At 69.4% G+C, this 18,449-nt stretch carries 17 protein-coding genes; 9 read left to right on the forward strand and 8 right to left on the reverse strand.

The genetic code is table 11. From position 1 onward, the window contains the following. The first annotated feature begins 124 nt into the window (after positions 1 to 124). Entirely contained in the window at positions 125 to 595 is a 471-nt protein-coding gene (locus ACRWNM_RS33265) for a DNA-directed RNA polymerase subunit beta (protein WP_431972130.1), read from the forward strand. Beyond that, positions 592 to 1,017 (forward strand): DUF4254 domain-containing protein, encoded by a 426-nt coding sequence (locus ACRWNM_RS33270; RefSeq protein WP_431972131.1) that lies wholly within the window; start codon positions 592 to 594, stop codon positions 1,015 to 1,017. Before ACRWNM_RS33265 ends, ACRWNM_RS33270 begins: the two co-directional genes overlap by 4 nt. A gap of 312 nt (positions 1,018 to 1,329) precedes the next feature. Here the strand turns inward: ACRWNM_RS33270 and ACRWNM_RS33275 are convergent, their stop codons facing one another. Together ACRWNM_RS33275 and ACRWNM_RS33280 are read right to left on the reverse strand one after the other, a co-directional pair. Further along, complete coding sequence (locus tag ACRWNM_RS33275) at positions 1,330 to 2,970, reverse strand: WXG100 family type VII secretion target (RefSeq protein ID WP_431972132.1); 1,641 nt, start codon at positions 2,968 to 2,970, stop codon at positions 1,330 to 1,332. After that, positions 2,967 to 3,293, reverse strand: coding sequence for a type VII secretion target (locus tag ACRWNM_RS33280; protein ID WP_431972133.1), 327 nt, complete (start codon positions 3,291 to 3,293; stop codon positions 2,967 to 2,969). Before ACRWNM_RS33280 ends, ACRWNM_RS33275 begins: the two co-directional genes overlap by 4 nt. A gap of 256 nt (positions 3,294 to 3,549) precedes the next feature. Here ACRWNM_RS33280 and ACRWNM_RS33285 point away from each other — a divergent pair, with 256 nt between their 5' ends. The 5 genes from ACRWNM_RS33285 (at position 3,550) to ACRWNM_RS33305 (ending at position 10,018) form a co-directional block, all read left to right on the forward strand. Then, positions 3,550 to 4,554, forward strand: a complete 1,005-nt coding sequence (locus ACRWNM_RS33285) for an NAD-dependent epimerase/dehydratase family protein (protein ID WP_431972134.1) — start codon at positions 3,550 to 3,552, stop codon at positions 4,552 to 4,554. Between the two features lie 31 nt (positions 4,555 to 4,585). After that, the gene (locus ACRWNM_RS33290; RefSeq protein WP_431972135.1) at positions 4,586 to 5,608 is read left to right on the forward strand and encodes an Rv2578c family radical SAM protein; all 1,023 of its coding nucleotides are present in this window, start codon (positions 4,586 to 4,588) and stop codon (positions 5,606 to 5,608) included. A gap of 127 nt (positions 5,609 to 5,735) precedes the next feature. After that, a complete protein-coding gene (locus ACRWNM_RS33295) occupies positions 5,736 to 7,700 on the forward strand; it encodes a 2-oxoacid:acceptor oxidoreductase subunit alpha (protein ID WP_431972136.1) in 1,965 nt (654 codons plus the stop codon). Then, complete coding sequence (locus ACRWNM_RS33300; RefSeq protein WP_431972137.1) at positions 7,697 to 8,776, forward strand: 2-oxoacid:ferredoxin oxidoreductase subunit beta; 1,080 nt, start codon at positions 7,697 to 7,699, stop codon at positions 8,774 to 8,776. The genes ACRWNM_RS33295 and ACRWNM_RS33300 overlap by 4 nt, the downstream gene beginning before the upstream one ends. 90 nt (positions 8,777 to 8,866) lie before the next feature. Next, positions 8,867 to 10,018 (forward strand): FIST signal transduction protein, encoded by a 1,152-nt coding sequence (locus ACRWNM_RS33305; RefSeq protein WP_431972138.1) that lies wholly within the window; start codon positions 8,867 to 8,869, stop codon positions 10,016 to 10,018. A gap of 39 nt (positions 10,019 to 10,057) precedes the next feature. Here the strand turns inward: ACRWNM_RS33305 and ACRWNM_RS33310 are convergent, their stop codons facing one another. From ACRWNM_RS33310 to hisS, 3 genes are all read right to left on the reverse strand, one after another. Beyond that, the gene (locus ACRWNM_RS33310) at positions 10,058 to 11,065 is read right to left on the reverse strand and encodes a malate dehydrogenase (protein WP_431972139.1); all 1,008 of its coding nucleotides are present in this window, start codon (positions 11,063 to 11,065) and stop codon (positions 10,058 to 10,060) included. A 162-nt stretch (positions 11,066 to 11,227) separates the two neighbouring features. Then, positions 11,228 to 11,875: a hypothetical protein gene (locus ACRWNM_RS33315; RefSeq protein ID WP_431972140.1), complete on the reverse strand. Its 648-nt coding sequence runs from the start codon at positions 11,873 to 11,875 to the stop codon at positions 11,228 to 11,230. A gap of 122 nt (positions 11,876 to 11,997) precedes the next feature. Further along, positions 11,998 to 13,278 (reverse strand): histidine--tRNA ligase, encoded by a 1,281-nt coding sequence (hisS, locus tag ACRWNM_RS33320; RefSeq protein WP_431972141.1) that lies wholly within the window; start codon positions 13,276 to 13,278, stop codon positions 11,998 to 12,000. Positions 13,279 to 13,417: 139 nt separating this feature from the next. Here hisS and ACRWNM_RS33325 point away from each other — a divergent pair, with 139 nt between their 5' ends. Together ACRWNM_RS33325 and ACRWNM_RS33330 are read left to right on the forward strand one after the other, a co-directional pair. Next, complete coding sequence (locus ACRWNM_RS33325) at positions 13,418 to 14,284, forward strand: peptidylprolyl isomerase (protein ID WP_431972142.1); 867 nt, start codon at positions 13,418 to 13,420, stop codon at positions 14,282 to 14,284. Between the two features lie 411 nt (positions 14,285 to 14,695). Next, positions 14,696 to 15,250 (forward strand): hypothetical protein, encoded by a 555-nt coding sequence (locus ACRWNM_RS33330; protein WP_431972143.1) that lies wholly within the window; start codon positions 14,696 to 14,698, stop codon positions 15,248 to 15,250. 62 nt (positions 15,251 to 15,312) lie between these two features. Here ACRWNM_RS33330 and ACRWNM_RS33335 read toward each other — a convergent pair whose 3' ends face one another. The 3 genes from ACRWNM_RS33335 to ACRWNM_RS33345 form a co-directional block, all read right to left on the reverse strand. Beyond that, a complete protein-coding gene (locus ACRWNM_RS33335; RefSeq protein ID WP_245668691.1) occupies positions 15,313 to 15,696 on the reverse strand; it encodes a DUF4913 domain-containing protein in 384 nt (127 codons plus the stop codon). A gap of 295 nt (positions 15,697 to 15,991) precedes the next feature. Next, entirely contained in the window at positions 15,992 to 17,833 is a 1,842-nt protein-coding gene (locus ACRWNM_RS33340; protein ID WP_431972144.1) for a type IV secretory system conjugative DNA transfer family protein, read from the reverse strand. Between the two features lie 40 nt (positions 17,834 to 17,873). Further along, positions 17,874 to 18,401, reverse strand: coding sequence for a hypothetical protein (locus ACRWNM_RS33345; RefSeq protein WP_431972145.1), 528 nt, complete (start codon positions 18,399 to 18,401; stop codon positions 17,874 to 17,876). Between the last annotated feature and the right edge of the window lie 48 nt (positions 18,402 to 18,449).

Consider the following 18,449-nt stretch of genomic DNA (forward strand, 5'->3'; position numbering starts at 1 on the left):
CAATACCCGGTGCTTCACTGAACGCGCCCCGGTCCGAATCAGAAAGTCCTGAAACTCTATCCACCGCAAGGGTTCCAGGTCCAGGACGGCGCGCATGTCAAGACTTCCGGCGAATCGAGGACCCATGAACGACACGGCGTTCGCGGACACCCCGGTGTCCAGATGCACCTACTATCGGCGCACCTGCGGCCTACCGGCGGGCATCGAACCGAAGGCCGGTCGCATCGTCATGACGGCGGGCTTCGTCGGCGGTGTCACCATGCCCGCGACGCTCGGAAGGCAGGTCCGCGACGAAATGTTGTTCCAGGGCGGCGCGATCGGCCCGATCATCGACCATGTTCGTTCGCGCAGATGGACTTTTCTGTGCCGCCCGGATTGCACCGAGGACGCAGACCTGCGCCTGCGTTTGCTCCGACTGGACGTTTCGGTCGTCGCGCAGGGCGGCGAGATCGCGCTACCCGCTCCAGCGGACACCGCATTCCGCCGCTGGGTGAACCCGCCCCGCGATACTTTCCGCCCCTCGGGAGCGACGATCGTCGCGCTCGCGCTCGCCTGCGCGGGGGTGAGCCGAGTGCCACGGCGGGTCGCCCGATGACCGAGCCATTGCCGACGAGAAGCCAACTCCTGCAAGCGTGTCGGGGCCGCCCGCCGGTCGACCACTTTCTCGCGCCGCACGCGCGGGAACTCACGGTCCTGCACCACCGCAGGCTGGGCGAGGAGCGCGACGCCGTCCCCACCCTCGATGAGCGCCGCGCCCAACTGGTGCGCGGCATCGACCGCTGGGCGCGTGCGAACCTCCCCGTCGCGCACGGCGGGGCTTACCTGCACACCGAGGGACTCGGCGCGATCATCGATCGCCTCGCCCAGCTCACCGCCCATGCCCACAGCGCTCTCGCCGAGAGCTCCGACTGGGACCTGTGGTTCGCCTGGGAGCGCCTCGCGGAACTCGCCGTCGCCTACGAGGATCTCGCCACGGAACTTGTCGCGGGCCGCCGCAGGCTTCCCGATATCACCTGACGGCGCACACATCCCGGAGCTCGGACAATCGCACGCCGGAGGCGCCGGGCTGGGGGCAGACCGATCCACGGGGCTGTGGCAACCGATGGCGGGCCGGTTCACAGAAGCACCGCGCCGACCGCCGCGGGCGCGTTACTGCTGCCGCACGACCACCGAAGTCCGGATCGATCACCCCCACGGCACCCCGCTTCGGTGTCGACGACGACTTCTTCGACCTCGGCGGCAACTCGCTCGTCGCCACCGGCACGAACACGAACAACGGCGCCCTCCTCCGAACTCGAAGAAGGGCGCCGTGAAACCCCTTACGAATCCCTAGAACTGATCCTGCTCGTAATCCGAGCTGAGCAGTTCGTCGGTGTGCGTCGCACCGATGACATCCGGCGTCGACTCACCGAGCGGTCCGGTCAGATCGTCGTTGCCGGTGCGGCTCTGGTACGGCTGCACATTGCGCGAGTGCTCGTCGTCGTCACCCTGACGGGCGCCGGCCGCACCCGGCGAACCGCCCATGAACGAGCTGCCGGTGCCCGCGGGCGTGGTCGCCGCGCCGAGACCGGTCGGCAGCGTCGCGCCGGGCATGCCGATGGGGCGGACGGCGGGCACCGCCGAGCCGGGCAGGCCCGGGATGCTCGGCAGTCCGGAAGAGCCGGGCCCGGGGCCGCCGGGGCCGGGGCCGCCAGGACGACCCAGCGGACCCAGCAGACTGCTCGGCGAGCCGGGCGTGCCCGCGGGCGAGGTGCTGTTGAGCGAGGACGGGACCGTCGAGGTCGACGTGTTGAGACCACTGCTCGGGCTGCTGCTCGCCGCCTGCGTCGCGGCCTCCTGCGCCTGCGTCAACAGCGGCTCGCCGATGTTCTGCGCGGCCGCCTGCGCCACCTCTTGCGCCGAGGGCAACCCGCTCTGGCCGAGCAGCTGACCGACGACGCCGTTCAGCTCGGCGGTCTTTCCCGCCAGATCGCCGCGGGTCAGGTTGACCACCGAGACGGCCTGCCCCAGATGCTCGGTCGCGCTGGCGATCAGCGCGGCCTGCCCCGGCGGGGTAAGAATTACCGGCGCCATCGCGGTCGCCTGAGTCGCGAACGAGCCCGCGATGCCGAGCAATTGGGCGTTGCCCTGCTGCACGACGGCCGCCGCCCGCTGGGTGAGCTCGGAGATGTCGAAGCCGCGCTGGCTGGTCTCCTGCCCCTGCTGGTTGGCTTCCTGCCCGGCGGCCTGCGCCTGGCGCGACGCCTGTCCCTCCCAGAGCTGCTCGACGGTGGCCAGGCTGCCCTTGCCGATCTGCATCGCCGTCTCGATGATCTGGGACGACTGGCTCAGGATCGCGGTCGGGTCGAGTGCGCCAAGCACCCCGGTGCCGAAGCTGCCGAGCAGATCCAGGATCGGCTTGAACAACAGATCGACGCCGGGCAGCGCCGGGATCTGCAGTCCGTTCATCAGCGCGCCGATCGGATCGGCGGGCAGTTCCGGCAGCGTGGGCAGCTGCGGGGTCGCCGCCGCGGCGGGCGTCGCGGCGCCGGACGGGCCTCCGCCCAGCGCGCCACCGAGCAGTCCGCCCGCCTGACCGATGAGGTTGGTCGCCGCGTCGTGCACCTGTTCGGCGGCGTGGCTGATCGCGGTGTTCGCGCCGCCGAGCAGGCTTTCCACATCGGTGGGCATCCCGCCGAGGATGTCCTGCGCCTCCGGCGCGGGCGTGCCGCCGAGGCCGGGCATTCCGGCGGGCACGGTACCGAGCGCGGGCGCGTCCTCACTCACCTTGTGCGACAACACGAATTCGGGCGGTTCGATGGCCGGGATGTCCTCGGGCAGCTGCGGCAGCGCCAGATCGATGATGGCTTGATCGGTCGGGATCGCCGCGGGGACTGCCTGATTCGCACCGGCCGCGGCGTGGTCGAGCGAGTCGGCGGCGGGCTCGGACGGGGCGATGAGGCCCGTGGACGAGGAGTCGAGCGGCTTCACGCCCCGCCTCCGATCTCGCCCGCCTGGACGTTCATCGCGGCCGCGTTGCCGGTGTCGGTGCCCTCGTAGAGCGAGGCGGCGTTGAACGCCTTGAACGACAGGTCGGCGTACTTGGCCGACAGATCGTTGATGTCTTTGGCCTGCAGAACTTGCGCGGCCGCGAAGCTCAGCAGATAGTCGGCGCCGATCAGTCCGAACACCGGCGTGAGCGCGGCCACCTGAGCCGGCCCGTCGAAACCGGCCGAGGAAATCTGTGCGGCGATCCCGGCGTTCTCCGTGGCGAAAGCCTGGACCGCTTCGGTCTCCACCGAGAGATTACTCATCGAGTTGCCCCCCAATTCGTCGTGAACATCTGTGTCGTGCACATAGCGTTGTCGAAACGTCTCCCTGCCCGAAACGACTGTGCCCCCGGACAGCTCGGGCCGTCCGAACCGCGAAGCCGCTGCGGTTGGGCTCAATATAGCCGACGCCACCGGCAACTTTCGAGACCGCGGCCGCCCGAAGCGGAACGGATCGCGCCACGACAAGAGGGAACTACAACGTGTTGCAAATTAGAACAAGTTCTATATTCTAACGGCCATGAAGGTCGCAGTGACCGGCGCAGCCGGCTACCTTGGCACGAATCTGCTCCGCCTGCTCGTCGATCAGGGACACGAGGTCACCGCCATCGACAGGGCGGTCCCCGGGCAGTCCGCGCACACGAACGTCACCTGGGTCGCGGGGAACGTCCTCGACCCGGCGTCGATGCGCGAAACACTGGCGGGCGCGGAGGTCGTGTACCACTTGGTCGCCGTGATCACCCTGGCCGAGAAGAACGATCTGGCCTGGAAGGTCAACACCGAGGGTGTGCGCGTGGTCGCCGAGGCCGCGCTCGAGGTCGGCGCGCGCCGGATGGTGCACGCCAGCTCCATCCACGCGTTCAACCAGTACAGCTGCGGCGGCCGCATCGACGAGAGGTCGGGGCGTTCGACCGACCCGGCGCTGCCGGTGTACGACCGCTCCAAATGGGCGGGCGAGGTCGAACTGCGCAAGGTCGCCGACAAGGGACTCGACGCCGTGCTCTGCAACCCCACGGGCGTGTTCGGCCCCGTCGACCACAGCACCCCGCTGTCCCGGATCAACCGCACACTGCGCGACGCCGCCCAGGGCCGGGTGCCCGCGATGATCGGCGGCGGCTTCGACCTGGTCGACGTGCGCGACGTGGCACAGGGCCTGATCCTGGCGGGCGAGAAGGGCCGGACCGGCGAGAACTACCTGCTCGGCGGGTCGATGATCTCGATGCTCGACCTGTGCCGGATGGCGGCGGCGCACGGCGGCAAGAAGGGACCGAAGTTCACCATCCCGCCCAAGCTGGTCGGCGGCCTGATCCCCGTGCTCGAGCCGGTCGGCAAGATGCTCGGCACCGACATCCTGTCCAGGGCCGCGCTAGGCGCGCTGATCTCGGCGCCGGTGGTCGACCACGGCAAGGCGGAACATGAGCTCGGCTATCGGCCGCGCCCGATCGACGACACCGTGCGCGATCTGGTCGCGTTCTTCGCCGACGCGACCGCGTTCGACGCGACCGACGTGCGACGGATCGCTTGACACACCCTAGAACACATGTTCGACTGAGTGGGTGCGGTGGCAGAACCAGACCCTGGACGCCGACGACGGCGCACTGCCCGGCTTGAGCCGGGCGGGGTTCGTTCGCACCGTGCAGACCCCGGAATTCGAGGGCATCACATTCCACGAAGTGCTCTGCAAGAGCGCGCTGAACAAGATGCCCGAGAGTTCGACACTGCCCTTCCAGTGGACGATCAACCCGATGCGCGGGTGCTCGCACGCCTGCCGCTACTGCTTCGCCCGCCCCACCCACGAATATCTGGACCTGGACGCGGGCCGCGATTTCGACGCGCAGATCGTGGTGAAGACCAATATCGCCGCCGTGCTGCGCAAAGAGCTCGGCAGGCGGTCCTGGCAGCGGGACCCGGTCGCGCTCGGCACCAACACCGACCCGTATCAGCGCGCCGAGGGCCGATACCGGTTGATGCCGGGCATCATTCGCGCGCTGACCGATTCCGGCACCCCGTTCTCCATACTCACCAAAGGCACGTTGCTGCGCCGGGATCTGCCGCTGCTGACGCTGGCCGCCCGCGAGGTGCCGGTGAGCCTGGCCGTCTCCATCGCCATCCTGGACCCGGAACTGCACCGCGGCCTGGAATCCGGAACGCCGTCGCCGCGCGCCCGGCTCGACATGGTCCGCGCGCTGACCGACGCGGGCTTCCCGGTGCACGTCCTGGTGGCGCCGGTGATCCCCTACCTGACCGACGGCCGCGCGCACCTCGACGAGTTGTTCGGCGCGATCGCGGCGGCGGGCGCGACCTCGGCCGTCGCCTTCCCGATGCATCTGCGCGGCAGCACCCGCGGCTGGTTCCTCGAGTGGCTGGCCGAAACGCACCCAGCCCTGCTGCGCCGCTACCGCCAGCTGTACGGCCGCGGCGCCTACGTCGCGCCGGAGTACGCGGCGTGGCTGCGCGAGCGGATCACGCCGCTGCTGGAGCGGCACGGCCTGACCAGGGACGGAAAGACCACCGCCGCACCCGCGCGGGAGCCGGAGCCGGAGGGCGCCGTGGACACCCAACTCGCGCTGTTCGCCTGACCGGGCGCCACCCGACCTCCGGAAACCAATCGGGAGCGGACTGCGCGCTTCGGCGGCGATACCCGGTCCAGGCGGAGTAGGTTGGCCACTGGCACCTCTCACCTCGACGAGGAAGTGAAGCAGGCACATGGTTTCGCACCAAAACGATGTCGGCACAGCCAAATTGGAAAAGGTCGTCATTCGGTTCGCCGGGGACTCCGGCGACGGAATGCAGCTGACCGGCGACCGCTTCACCCACGAAGCGGCCGCGTTCGGCAACGACCTGGCGACCCAGCCCAATTTTCCCGCCGAGATCCGCGCGCCGCAGGGCACGCTCCCTGGCGTCTCGTCCTTCCAGATCCAGATCGCCGACTACGACATCCTCACCGCGGGCGACCAGCCCGACGTGCTGGTGGCGATGAATCCGGCGGCGCTCAAGGCGAACCTCGAGGATCTCCCGCGCGGGGCCACCCTCATCGTGAACACCGACGAGTTCACCAAGCGCGCCATGGCCAAGGTCGGCTACGCCACCGATCCGCTGCAGGACGGTTCGCTCACCGACTTCGTGGTGCACGAGGTGCCGATGACCTCGCTGACGCTCGCCGCCACCGAACCCGCCGAGGTCGGCAAGAAGGACGGCCAGCGCGCGAAGAACATGTTCGCGCTCGGCCTGCTGTCCTGGATGTACGGCAGGCCGATCGGCGGCACCGAACGCTTCCTCCGTGAGAAGTTCGCCGGTAAACCGGACATCGCCGAGGCCAACGTGCTCGCCTTCCGCGCGGGCTGGAACTACGGCGAGACCACCGAGGCCTTCGCCACCACCTACGAGATCGCGCCCGCCACGCTGGCGCCGGGCACCTACCGCCAGATCACCGGCAACACCGCGCTGGCCTACGGGCTCGTCACGGCGGGACATCTGGCCGGGCTGCCGGTCTTCCTCGGCACCTACCCGATCACGCCGGCCTCCGACATCCTGCACGAGCTGAGCAAGCACAAGCACTTCGGCGTCACCACCTTCCAGGCCGAGGACGAGATCGCGGGCATCGGCGCGGCGCTCGGCGCCTCGCTGGGCGGCGCGCTCGGCGTCACCAGCACCTCGGGCCCGGGCCTCGCGCTGAAGAGCGAGACGATCGGGTTGGCGGTGATGACCGAACTGCCGCTGGTGATCGTCGACGTGCAGCGCGGCGGTCCCTCCACCGGCCTGCCCACCAAGACCGAGCAGGCGGATCTGTTGCAGGCGCTGCACGGCCGCAACGGCGAGTCCCCGGTGGCGGTGCTCGCGCCCCGCTCCCCCGCCGACTGCTTCGCCACCGCCGTGGAGGCGGCCAGGATCGCGCTCACCTATCGCACGCCCGTGCTGTTGCTGTCCGACGGCGCCATCGCGAACGGCTCGGAGCCGTGGTCGATTCCGAACGTCGCCGACCTGGCGCCCATCGACCCCGCGTTCGAGCCGGACGCCGATGACGAGGCCGGATTCCAGCCCTACGCCCGCGATCCGGAAACCCTGGCCCGCCCGTTGGCGGTGCCGGGCACCAAGGGCCGCGCGCACCGGATCGGCGGCCTGGAGAAGGCCGACGGCAGCGGCAACATCTCCTACGACCCCGCCAATCACGAGCTGATGGTCCGGCTGCGGCAGGCCAAGATCGACGGCATCGCCGTCCCCCGGCTCGAGGTCGACGACCCCGACGAGCGCGCCGAGCTGCTGCTGATCGGCTGGGGCAGTTCCTTCGGGCCGATCGGCGAGGCCTGCCGCCGCGCCCGCCGCCGCGGCGTCCCCGTCGCCCAGGCGCACCTGCGGCACCTGAATCCGTTGCCGCCCAACCTCGGTGCGGTGCTGCGCCGCTATCGGACGGTAGTCGCGCCGGAGATGAACGGCGGTCAGCTGGCCATGCTGCTGCGCGCGAAGTACCTGGTGGACGTGCAGCCGTGGACGAAGATCGCGGGCACCGCCTTCTCGGCGCAGGAACTCGTCGGCGTCATCGACGCCGCGCTGGACGGCTCCCTGGAGGACATGGAGCAGGACAAGTCGTTCGCCGCCCGCGCGCGGGCCACCTATCGAACGCAGGACACACGGCGCCCGGCCGCGGCCGAGCGGATCGGGGGCAACCGATGACCATCGTCGAAACCTCACTCGTCGGAACCGATCTCGGGCTCACCGGCGTATCCGGGGTGCCCGCCGCGGACGGACCGCAGAAGGTCAAGGACTTCACCTCCGATCAGGAGGTGCGCTGGTGCCCCGGCTGCGGCGACTACGTCATCCTGGCCACCGTGCGCGGGTTCCTGGCCGAACTCGGATTGCGCAGGGAGAACCTGATGTTCGTGTCCGGGATCGGCTGCTCCAGCCGGTTCCCGTACTACCTGGAGGCCTACGGCATCCACTCCATCCACGGCCGCGCGCCCGCCATCGCCACCGGCTTGGCGGTGACGCGTCCCGATCTGTCGGTCTGGGTGGTCACCGGCGACGGTGACGCGCTGTCCATCGGCGGCAACCATCTGATCCACGCGTTGCGCCGCAACGTGAACATGACCATCCTGCTGTTCAACAACCGCATCTACGGGCTGACCAAGGGCCAGTACTCACCGACCTCGGAGCAGGGCAAGATCACCAAGTCCACCCCCATGGGCTCGGTCGACCACCCGTTCAACACGCTCTCGCTGGCGCTGGGCGCCGAGGCCAGCTTCGCCGCCCGCGCCATCGACTCCGACCGAGCCGGGCTCACCGAGGTGCTGCGCGCCGCCGCCGAACACCGCGGCACGTCCTTCGTCGAGATCCTGCAGGACTGCCCGATCTTCAACGACGGCTCCTTCGACGTGCTGCGCCGCGGCGACGCCGAATCGCGGCTCATCCCGCTGCACCACGGACAGCCGCTGCGCTTCGGCGCCGACGGTGAATACGCCGTCGTGCAAAGCGGTTTCGGCCTGCGCGTGGCCCGCACCGCCGAGGTCGCGGAGGCCGACATCGTCGTCCACGACGCCTACTCCGACGACCCTGAATACGCCTACGCCCTCTCGCGTCTGTCCGACCAGGACCTGGGCCACGTGGTGACCGGCATCTTCCGCAGCGTCACCCGTCCCACCTACGACGACGCCGTCCGCGCCCAGCACAGCGCCGCCGCGGACCGCAACCCCCTCGCCCCCGACTCCCTCCAAACTCTCCTCACCGGCCCCGAGACCTGGACCGTCGGCTGACCGCGCAGCGTCTCCGTACGCGTCGCAGCGCCGGTATCCTCTGCGAGGCGTGCGGCAGCCGTGTGACGTGTCGCGCCCTACGATGGATGTGTGCGGATCGCGGTCGGACTCTCCACCGCGCCTGACGCGCGGGACGCCGGCGCGGAAGCGGCCCTGCATGCGCGCGATCAGCTCGCGGGTGCGTCACCCTCGATCGCGGTGCTCCTCGCATCGCGAGCACACTCGGATGCGGCTCCGGCCGTGCTGGAGGGTGTCCATCGGTCGGTCCGGGTGCCCGCGCTCGTCGGATGCGTGGCGAACGCGGTCGTGGCCGGACGGCGCGAACTCGAGGACGAACCCGCGACGGCGGTGTGGCTGGCCACCGGTGCACCCGCCGAGACGTTCCACTTGGACTTCGTCCGCACGGCCTCCGGCGGGCTGCTCGCCGGTCACCGCTTCGACCGGGCCGAGCACGACTTCCATCTGTTGCTGACCGACCCGTACACGTTCCCGACCGAAGCGCTGCTCGAGCACCTGAACACCGACCTGCCAGGCATCATCGTGATGGGCGGGCTGGCGAGCGGCGCCGCGGGGCCCGGCGAGAGCCGGCTGTTCCGCGACCACGAGGTACTGGCCTCGGGCGCGGTCGGCGTGCGGCTCCCCGGACTGCGCAGTGTGCCGGTCGTGTCGCAAGGCTGCCGCCCGATCGGACAGCCGTACATCGTCACCGCCGCGCGTGGCGCGTTGATCACCGAGCTCGGCGGGCGGTCGCCGATCGATCGGTTGCGCGAGATCGTCGAAGCGCTGCCACCCGATCAGCAGGAGTTGGTGGCGCACGGCGTGCAGATCGGCATCGTCGTCGACGAGCACCTGGCCACCCCTGGACAGGGTGATTTCCTGATCCGCGGGCTGCTCGGCGCCGATCCGGCGAGCGGCGCGATCGAAATCGGCGAAGAAGTCGAGATCGGCACGACCGTGCAGTTCCAGGTCCGCGATGCGATCGAGGCCGACAAAGATCTGCGCGCCGCACTCGCACAGGCGCGCGCGGAGCTCCCCGGCCGCCCCGCGGGGGCGCTGCTGTTCACCTGCAACGGACGCGGTAGGCGGATGTTCAAGATCGCGGATCACGACACCGCCGCCATCAGCGACGTGCTCGGCGACATCCCGCTCGCGGGCTTCTTCGCCGCGGGCGAGATCGGCCCCATCGCGGGCCGCAACGCGCTGCACGGATTCACCGCATCGCTGGCGCTGTTCGGCGAATGAGCGTCGGCGTCCGCACCCGGAGCCGTCAGACGATTCTGCTCAGACTCGCTTGGCGAAGCCCAGGTCGACGACGGCGTCACGTTCCTGTTCGAGTTCGCCGACGCTCGCGGTGACGCGGGTGCGGGAGAAGTCGTCCAGGGCGAGGTCGGGGACGATCGTGTAGGCGCCGTCGGCGCAGGTGACCGGGAACGAGCTGATGAGCCCCTCCGGGACACCGTAGGAGCCGTCGGACGGGACCGCCATGGAGGTCCAGTCGCCCGCGGGGGTGCCGAGCACCCAGTCGTGGATGTGATCGATGGCGGCGCTGGCCGCGCTGGCGGCCGAGGACGCGCCGCGGGCCTGGATGATCGCGGTGCCGCGCTGCTGCACGGTGGGGACGAAGTTCTCGCGCAGCCAGGCGTCGTCGACGAGGTCGAGGGCGGGGCGGCCCGCGACGGTGGCGTGCGTGATATCGGGGTACTGGGTGGCCGAGTGGTTGCCCCAGATCGTGACGCGGGCGATGTCGGCGGCGGGCGCGCCGGTCTTCTTGGCCAGCTGGGCGATGGCGCGGTTGTGGTCGAGGCGGGTCATCGCGGTGAAGCGCTCGGCGGGCACGTCGGGGGCGTTGCTCATGGCGATGAAGGCGTTGGTGTTGGCCGGGTTGCCCACCACGAGCACCTTCACGTCGTCGGCGGCGCTGGCGTTGATGGCCTGGCCCTGTTCGGTGAAGATCGGGCCGTTGGCGGCGAGCAGATCGGACCGCTCCATGCCCGCCGTGCGCGGGCGCGCGCCGACCAGCAGCGCGACGTTGGCGCCGTCGAAACCGACCCACGGATCGTCGCTGATGTCGATGGACTCCAGCAGCGGGAACGCGCCGTCCTCGAGCTCCATCGCCACGCCTTCCAGCGAGGCGACCGCGGCGGGAATCTCGAGCAGCCGCAGCCGCACCGGCGTCTCCGGTCCGAGCATCGCGCCGGACGCGATACGGAACAGCAGGCCGTAGGCGATCTGCCCGGCTCCACCGGTCACGGCAACGGTCACGGGCGCGTTCCGAGCGGCGGTGCTCACGGGAACTCCTTGCGTTGGACGGACACTCAGGCCCAACCCTACTCAGGCTCACCACGGCCCGAACCCACCCGTGAGCAACGCCTCACGTCCCCACACGCCGCATGTACGCCCCACACAGACGAGGCCTGTGTGGGGCGTGTGCGGGAGGTGTGGGAACGCGGGTCAGCCGAGTTCGGCGACTTCGCGGTCGGTGAGGACGACAGGGGAAACGTAGTCCTTGGCGCGGGCCAGCTGGACGGCGCGATAGAGGGGGCGTTCCTCCAAGCCCGCGTCGCGGGCCTCCGCGCGGAGCTGGTGCACCAAGAGCGCCGAGACCGCGACCGCCGCGGCCAGGTGGCTCGCCGCGAGGGCGTCGGCGAGCTTGCGCAGCCCGAGCAGGTGCAGCTCACGCCCGCTGCCCACGTCGGTGTACATGGCGAGCGGGATGAGCTGGACGTCCGGGCCTGCGGTGACGCGCAGCACGATGCGGCTCAGCCGCGCCGGGAAGACCAGGATCTCCACGCCGGTGGCCGCCGCGACCTCGAGCCTGCGTTCGCCGAATACCCGGCGGGCGTGGATCGTGGTACCCGTCACCCACATGCGGCGCCGCCGCAGCGCCACGGCGTAGCCGACGGTGGGCAGCCCGACGACGAGACCGATGGCGATCGCGATCGGCCAATCGACGACGGTCGCCGAGAGCAGCGCCGCGCCGATCCCGACGCCGGCCGCCGCCAGCGCCAGCCGCCGCAGCATCGGCGCGTACATCTCGGGGGCGACGAGATCGAGTCCGACCGGCGGAACCGATTCCGGCTGACCAGGATTCGCGTCCACTCTCCACCTCTCCGCAGGGTCACCGCAGCGGCGGTGCGCAGTCACGGTACCGCGCGCGACCCCGAGGGGCGCGGCGTCGGGTGGGCACGGAATGTCGCCCCGCACCCCACCCCGCCGGTGGGTCAGCGCCCGGCGATCAGCGCCTCACGCAGGACGCCGACGACCTCGCTGAGCGGCACGTGCCGCTGGTCGCCGGTCGCCATGTCCTTCACGGCGATGCTGTTCTCGGCCAGGTCGCGGTCGCCGAGCACCACGGTGAACTTCGCGCCCGAGCGGTCGGCCGCTTTCATCGCGCCCTTCACGCCGCGCCCGCCGTAGGCGAGGTCGACGCGGATGCCCGCGCCGCGCAGCTGCGCCGCCAGCACGACGAGGCGCTGCTTGGCCGCGTCGCCCAGCGGCACCCCGAACACGTCGCAGCGGGACGGCACGGCGGCCGTCTTGCCCTCGGCCTGCAGCGCGAGCACGGTGCGGTCGACACCGAGACCGAACCCGATACCGGACAGCGGCTGACCGCCCAGCTCGGCCATCAGGCCGTCGTAGCGGCCACCGCCGCCGATGCCGGACTGCGCGCCCAGCTGGTCGTGCACGAACTCGAAGGTGGTCTTGGTGTAGTAGTCCAGACCGCGCACCATCCGCGGGTTCAGCACGTACGGCACCCCGAGCGCGTCGAGGTGACCGAGCACCTGCTCGAAGTGCGTCTTCGCGGACTCGGAGAGGTGGTCGATCATCAGCGGGGCTTCGGCGGTCAGCTCACGCACCTCGGGACGCTTGTCGTCGAGCACGCGCAGCGGATTGATCTGCGCCCTGCGCTTGGTCTCCTCGTCCAGCGGCAGGCCGAACAGGAAGTCCTGCAACAGCTCCCGATACTGCGGACGGCAGGTCTCGTCGCCGAGCGAGGTGATCTCCAGCCGGAAACCGTCCAGCCCGAGGCTGCGGTAGCCCGCGTCGGCGATGGCGATGACCTCGGCGTCCAGCGCCGGATCGTCCACGCCGATGGCCTCGACGCCGACCTGCTGCAACTGCCGGTAGCGACCGGCCTGCGGGCGCTCGTAGCGGAAGAACGGCCCCGCGTAGCACAGCTTCAGCGGCAGCTGGCCGCTCTTGTCCAGGCCGTGCTGGATGACGGCGCGCATCACGCCCGCCGTGCCCTCGGGGCGCAGGGTGAAGCTCTCGCCGTTGCGGTCGGCGAAGGTCCACATCTCCTTGCTGACCACGTCGGTGGACTCGCCGACGCCGCGCGCGAACAGCAGGGTCTGCTCGAACACCGGCAGCTCGATGTGCCCGTACCCGGCCAGTCGGGCCGCATGGACGAGGCCGTCGCGCACGGCGACGAACTCGGCGGAGCCGGGTGGCACGTAGTCCGGTACCCCCCTCGGGGCGGAGAAGCTGCTGGTCTTGGTCACGATGGTCCAGTTTCCACCACTACCGGCCGTCAAGTCCAACCGGTTAGCCTTCGACCCGTCCGAGGAACTGCGGGGCGGTCTCAGGAAGAGATGGCACACTCTTACCTCGGAAGCAAGCCGACACGGGAGGAACGTGGTAGTGCCGAGCAACGAACAGCGACGAGCAGCGGCCAAACGCAAGCTCGAGCGCCAATTGGCCAACCGGGCCGAACGCGCGCGCCGACGCAAGCAACTGACCATCGCGGGATCCGTGCTCGGTGTGGTCGTCGCGATCGCGGCTGTGACCGGCGTCTACTTCCTGACCAAGGGCGAGGACAACCAGAACACAGCCTCGGAGACCAAGGACGCGTCGCTCTCCGCCGCGCCGCCCGCCGCGAAGGCGAAGCCCGAGCTGGTCAACTGCACCTACCGGGACGGGGCCAAGCCCGCGGACAAGCCGGTGCAGAAGCCGTCCAAGACCGACGGCATTCCGACCACCGGCGGCGACGCCCAGGTCAGCATGAGCGTGGACACCAACCAGGGTCCGATCGGCCTGACGCTGAACAACGCCGAATCGCCCTGCACCGTCAACAGCTTCGTGAGCCTGGCCAGCCAGGGCTACTTCGACGGCACCGACTGCCACCGCATGACCGCGGACGAGACGCTGAAGGTGCTCCAGTGCGGTGACCCGACCGCCACCGGAATGGGCGGTCCCGGTTACGAATTCGACAACGAGTACCCGACCGATCAGTACGCGCAGGGCGACCCCGCCTCGCAGATGCCGATCGACTACAAGCGCGGCACGCTCGCCATGGCCAACGCAGGCCCGGGCACCAACGGCAGCCAGTTCTTCGTCGTCTACGGCGACTCGCAACTGCCGCCGCAGTACACCATTTTCGGCACGGTGGACGAGAACAGCATGGCCACCCTGGACAAGATCGCGCAGGCCGGACAGGACAATTCCAACGGCCCCGGCGACGGCAAGCCGACCTCGCCGGTGACCATCCAGTCGGTTCGCCTGGACTGAATCCCCGGCAACTTCTTCGGGCCCGGCGCCGCGATCGGCGACCGGGCCCGAAGTCTATGGACTACGGCAACTCAGGGTAGGCGAGCCTAAATATCCGACGCCGCAGCGCATGTGCCGAAGATCGTCCGGCGCTTCTCGGTGCGTGTCGTAATTGTGCGATATATGCTGTTACCGGCACGTCCGTACGGTTGTGCCACGCGTTTCTCGGGTAATCTCGAAACATGGAGTTCGCGTAGCGTAGCCATCCCTAACGGGCGATCCCCAGCCACGAGGGAACGCGACGAAACGAGACCTCCTGGTGTGCACGTTTGCAGGCGGGGCGCCGGCCGACGAACTACAGTTCGCGTGGCGGTGTCCGTGACGAAGCACCACAATCATCCATAGTGATCACTGCAGCATCGGGGAGCAGCCATGTCCGAGGAACTGGACGACATCGGCCGGGAAACCGCGGCCATGATAAAGAGTATGTTGCAGCTGGCGACCCTGGTCGCACTGCGCACCCGTGAGCGTGGTCAGAAGGAAGCCGAGGCGCGCGCCAAGATCACCGAGGCCCGCATGAAAGAGGCTCGCGAGCTCCAGATTCGGGAGGCTCGCGACTCCAAGGCCAAGGATCCGCGCAACCTCGAGCTCGCGCGCATGGTGGAGAAAGCGGCTCCGGCCAAAGGCATTTCACTGGAGAAGGATCGTTTCTCCGCGCAAGCCGAAGCCACCCGCATGGCGGCCACCGCGTCCGCCGCGAAACAACCGGTCGTTCGGTACGATTCGGCCGAACGGCGGATGGCGATCGCGGCCCATCTCTCGCGGATCGGCGTCGCACCGGAATTGGCGGCGGTCCGCATGCTCATCGAAGTAGGCCAGGGGCAGCCGCCGGAAGAGGCCGTCCGAGCCCGCCTCGAAGAGAACCGCTCCGTCGCGTCCCGCGGCAGGGAGCCCGAGGCCCGCGGCCTCGAACGCGCCAGGCAGTGACCGCGCGGAAAACCTGAAACACCAAGAGCGCCCGCTGAATTCAGCGGGCGTTCTGATGTCCGCTACACCCGGAAATCGCCGACCGTCGGATCGCCGAACATCCCCTGCGCGGGAGACTTCAACGGCAGCGGGCTCAGCATGTCCTTGTGCCCGTTGCGCACACTGCAGTACTTGAACGGCCCGCGCGGGTCGAACAGCTTGGTCATGTGCGGATCGGCGTGGTCGAGGAACCAGATGCTCAGCCCGGTGCTCGGTTCCAGCCGGTAGTGCTCCCAGGCACGCCACAGCGCGTCGAGTCGCGCGACCGCCTCGGCGTGCTTCCACCACTCGGGGCACCACACCGTCTCACTGATGTCGGTCACCTGCCGCCGATACACCAGACTCAAGTAGTTCTCGACGAATTCGACGACATTGGTGTAGATCATCTGCTGCTGCTGTTCGGTCACGACTCCACCTCGCTGGCGCTCGGCTCCGTCGTGCCGAGCGGTGCTGTGCTCATGGTTCGCTCGCTCCGCTCACTCACGCCTCCACCTCGCTGGCGCTCGGCTCCGTCGTGCCGAGCGGTGCTGTGCTCATGGTTCGCTCGCTCCGCTCACTCACGCCTCCACCTCGCTGGCGCTCGGCTCCGTCGTGCCGAGCGGTACTGTGCTCATGGTTCGCTCGCTCCGCTCACTCACGCCTCCACCTCGCTGGCGCTCGGCTCCGTCGCGCCGAGCGGTACTGTGCTCATGGTTCGCTCGCTCACAGAGGCCGAACCTCCTCGACTTGCCCGGACTCGGGTGGCGGAGTGACCTTGGTCAGCGAGGGCGAGCCGATCAGGTCGGTGATCTGGGTCTTGCGTTGCGGATCGTGCTGCGCGATCGACTTCTTCACGTCCGAAGCGTACTCGCCCTCCCACCAGGGGACCGTGCGGATCAGCACCGCGGGCTGACCCGAGGTGAACACGATCGCGCGGCCGCGCGGCAGCGTGGCGAGCGCGTTGACGTTGAACGTCCTCGACGAACCCAGCGATCGCGAATAACTCTTGCTGCCTTTGGATTCCGAGACCGAACCCGAGATCGAATCGTAATCGCCGATCGCCTCGGAGCGGTCGCGCAGGAAGTTCATGTCATCCACGCCGCTGCCGAGTACCTTGATGTTGGCCGCCGACCACAGCGCGAGCATGCCCGCGTCGCCCCAGCAGCGCGCGCCTTGGGCCCAGGACTGCAGCACCGTCATCACGACGATGCCGCGCGAACCGAAGTGGCTGTACTGCTTGGGCAGATCCTTCCAGCGCACCACGTTGGCTGCCTCGTCGAGGACGGCGAGCAGCGGGATGGGCAGGCGGCCGCCGCGCGAACGGGACGCCTTGCGCATGGCCACGTCGATGACGGCCTCGGTCAGCGCACTCACCAGCGGTGCGGCCGAGCCGCGGCCCTCGAGCGACAGGCAGTACAGCGTGCCGTTGCGCTCGATGAACTCGAGTTCGTCGAACTGCCTGCGTGGCTGGCCGCTGCCCGGGTCGGCGCCGGGCAGGATCCAGTCGTGCACGTTCGACAGCTGCAGGCAGCGCACCATCTTCTTGGCGGTGCCGAAGATGCCGCTTCGGGTGCGGGGGTCGGCGTTGTACTGCATCGCGAGGCCCGATGCCATGTAGTGGTGGCGAGCGTTGCGCAGCAGCTCGATCGGCTCGGTGTCGACCGGGTTGGTGACCCAGTCCCAGACCTGCACGATCGGCCGCTGGCCGACCGCCGCGGCGAGGAACAGCGCGGCGAGCAGATCCTCGGCCTCGGGGTCGAAGAACTCGTCGGACTTGGACTCGGTGCCGTTGTCGGCGTCGGCGAAGTGCCCGGCCAGCCGCTGCGCGCGCATCTCGCAGCCCTCGTGCCCGGCGTCGACCCAATCCAGCGGATTCCAGTACCAGCTCGGGCTCTCGTCGGCCACGCCCTGCGGATCGAACACGAACGTGGGGCTGCCCTTGGACTCTCGCACGTCGCGGGTCGCGTCGACGACGTCGCGCTTGTTCGAGGTGGAGAGCACCGGGCCGATCGCGGACAGGATCGCCGGGATCACCCGTGAGGTCGACTTGCCCTGGCGCGGACCCCAGATGTCCAGGTGCAGATCCTCGTAGGAGCCGTACAGCATGGCGCCGTCGGCGACGCCGACGCCGATCGGCACGCCCGGCGCGTCGTCGTAGCCGAGGTTCATCCCGAGCTGTTCGGCCTTCTCCCGCACGCCTGCCTCGGTGAGCGCGCGGATCGCGCCGCCCGATCCCATGTGCTGGGCCTTCTCGTCCACCGGCAGCGCGCCTTTGGACTTGCGCTTGGTCGTCTGCTGGCGCACCACCAGGTAGGCGACGGCGCACAGCACCACGAGCAGCAGGATCACCGTGGCGCCGGTCGGCCAGGTGTACTTTCCGCGCGCTATCCCGGCGACGATCTCGATCGGATTCACCGGCAGATCCTGCGGCTCGGCCGCCATCTGATTGCCGAGATGCAGAGCCACCAAGAGCGTTCCGATCACCACGGCACCGGCGTAGACCGATATCAGGCCGAGATCGGGTCCGGGTATCGCCGGATCCGTCACCTTCTTCTTTTTTGCCATGTCTGCCTCCTCGAATCGCCGTGCGGTGGAAAGCGTGCGGTCAGCGGAACGCGTCGAGCCGCCAGCCGTCGGGCGTGCGCACCACGGTGGCGATCACCGTCGCGGGCGGCAGCGGTTCCTTGCGCCCGTTCGGGTAGACGACGGTCTGTTCGATGCCGATCTTGAATTGTGCGACGTCCGGATCCGGACCGGGTGGCGGCCGGTCGCCCGAGGCGAAGGTGAACGCCTCGACGGTGGCGTTCGCCTTGGCCCAGTCCGCCCACTGCAATGAGGGCTTGGGTGTCTCGGTGATCGACGGCGAGCCTTCCAGCATCCGGATCAGGCTGGGGCCGAGCCACTTCCGGGCCCGGACCAGGGAGTCGCCCGGTCCCTCGCCCGCGGGTCGCCAGGTGTAGATCTCCCGCAGCGCCGTCACCGCGACGCCGTCCGGCGTCACCGGATCGGGGGCGGGGACCTGTTCGAGCAGCCTGGTGGTCGACGTGGCGGGCTGCGGCGCACCGGAACCCGATTCGCCGGTATCGTCGCGCCCGCAGGCCGCGATCGTCATCGCCACGCTCATCACCAGCATCACCACCAGTTTCGCGCGTGCAGTTGCTCTGTCTTTCAAGGCTAACCG

It is taken from the genome of Nocardia sp. bgisy134, from assembly GCF_965341865.1.
Taxonomy (GTDB): Bacteria; Actinomycetota; Actinomycetes; order Mycobacteriales; family Mycobacteriaceae; genus Nocardia.

What these genes read in the sequence shown, in the direction of transcription:
- ACRWNM_RS33265 (WP_431972130.1), top strand. Translation starts at nt 125, where the DNA reads ATGAACGACACGGCGTTCGCGGACACCCCGGTGTCCAGATGCACCTAC.
- ACRWNM_RS33330 (WP_431972143.1), top strand. Translation starts at nt 14,696, where the DNA reads ATGTCCGAGGAACTGGACGACATCGGCCGGGAAACCGCGGCCATGATA.
- ACRWNM_RS33345 (WP_431972145.1), bottom strand. Translation starts at nt 18,401, where the DNA reads ATGCTGGTGATGAGCGTGGCGATGACGATCGCGGCCTGCGGGCGCGAC.
- ACRWNM_RS33270 (WP_431972131.1), top strand. Translation starts at nt 592, where the DNA reads ATGACCGAGCCATTGCCGACGAGAAGCCAACTCCTGCAAGCGTGTCGG.
- ACRWNM_RS33295 (WP_431972136.1), top strand. Translation starts at nt 5,736, where the DNA reads ATGGTTTCGCACCAAAACGATGTCGGCACAGCCAAATTGGAAAAGGTC.
- ACRWNM_RS33280 (WP_431972133.1), bottom strand. Translation starts at nt 3,293, where the DNA reads ATGAGTAATCTCTCGGTGGAGACCGAAGCGGTCCAGGCTTTCGCCACG.
- ACRWNM_RS33340 (WP_431972144.1), bottom strand. Translation starts at nt 17,833, where the DNA reads ATGGCAAAAAAGAAGAAGGTGACGGATCCGGCGATACCCGGACCCGAT.
- ACRWNM_RS33300 (WP_431972137.1), top strand. Translation starts at nt 7,697, where the DNA reads ATGACCATCGTCGAAACCTCACTCGTCGGAACCGATCTCGGGCTCACC.
- ACRWNM_RS33285 (WP_431972134.1), top strand. Translation starts at nt 3,550, where the DNA reads ATGAAGGTCGCAGTGACCGGCGCAGCCGGCTACCTTGGCACGAATCTG.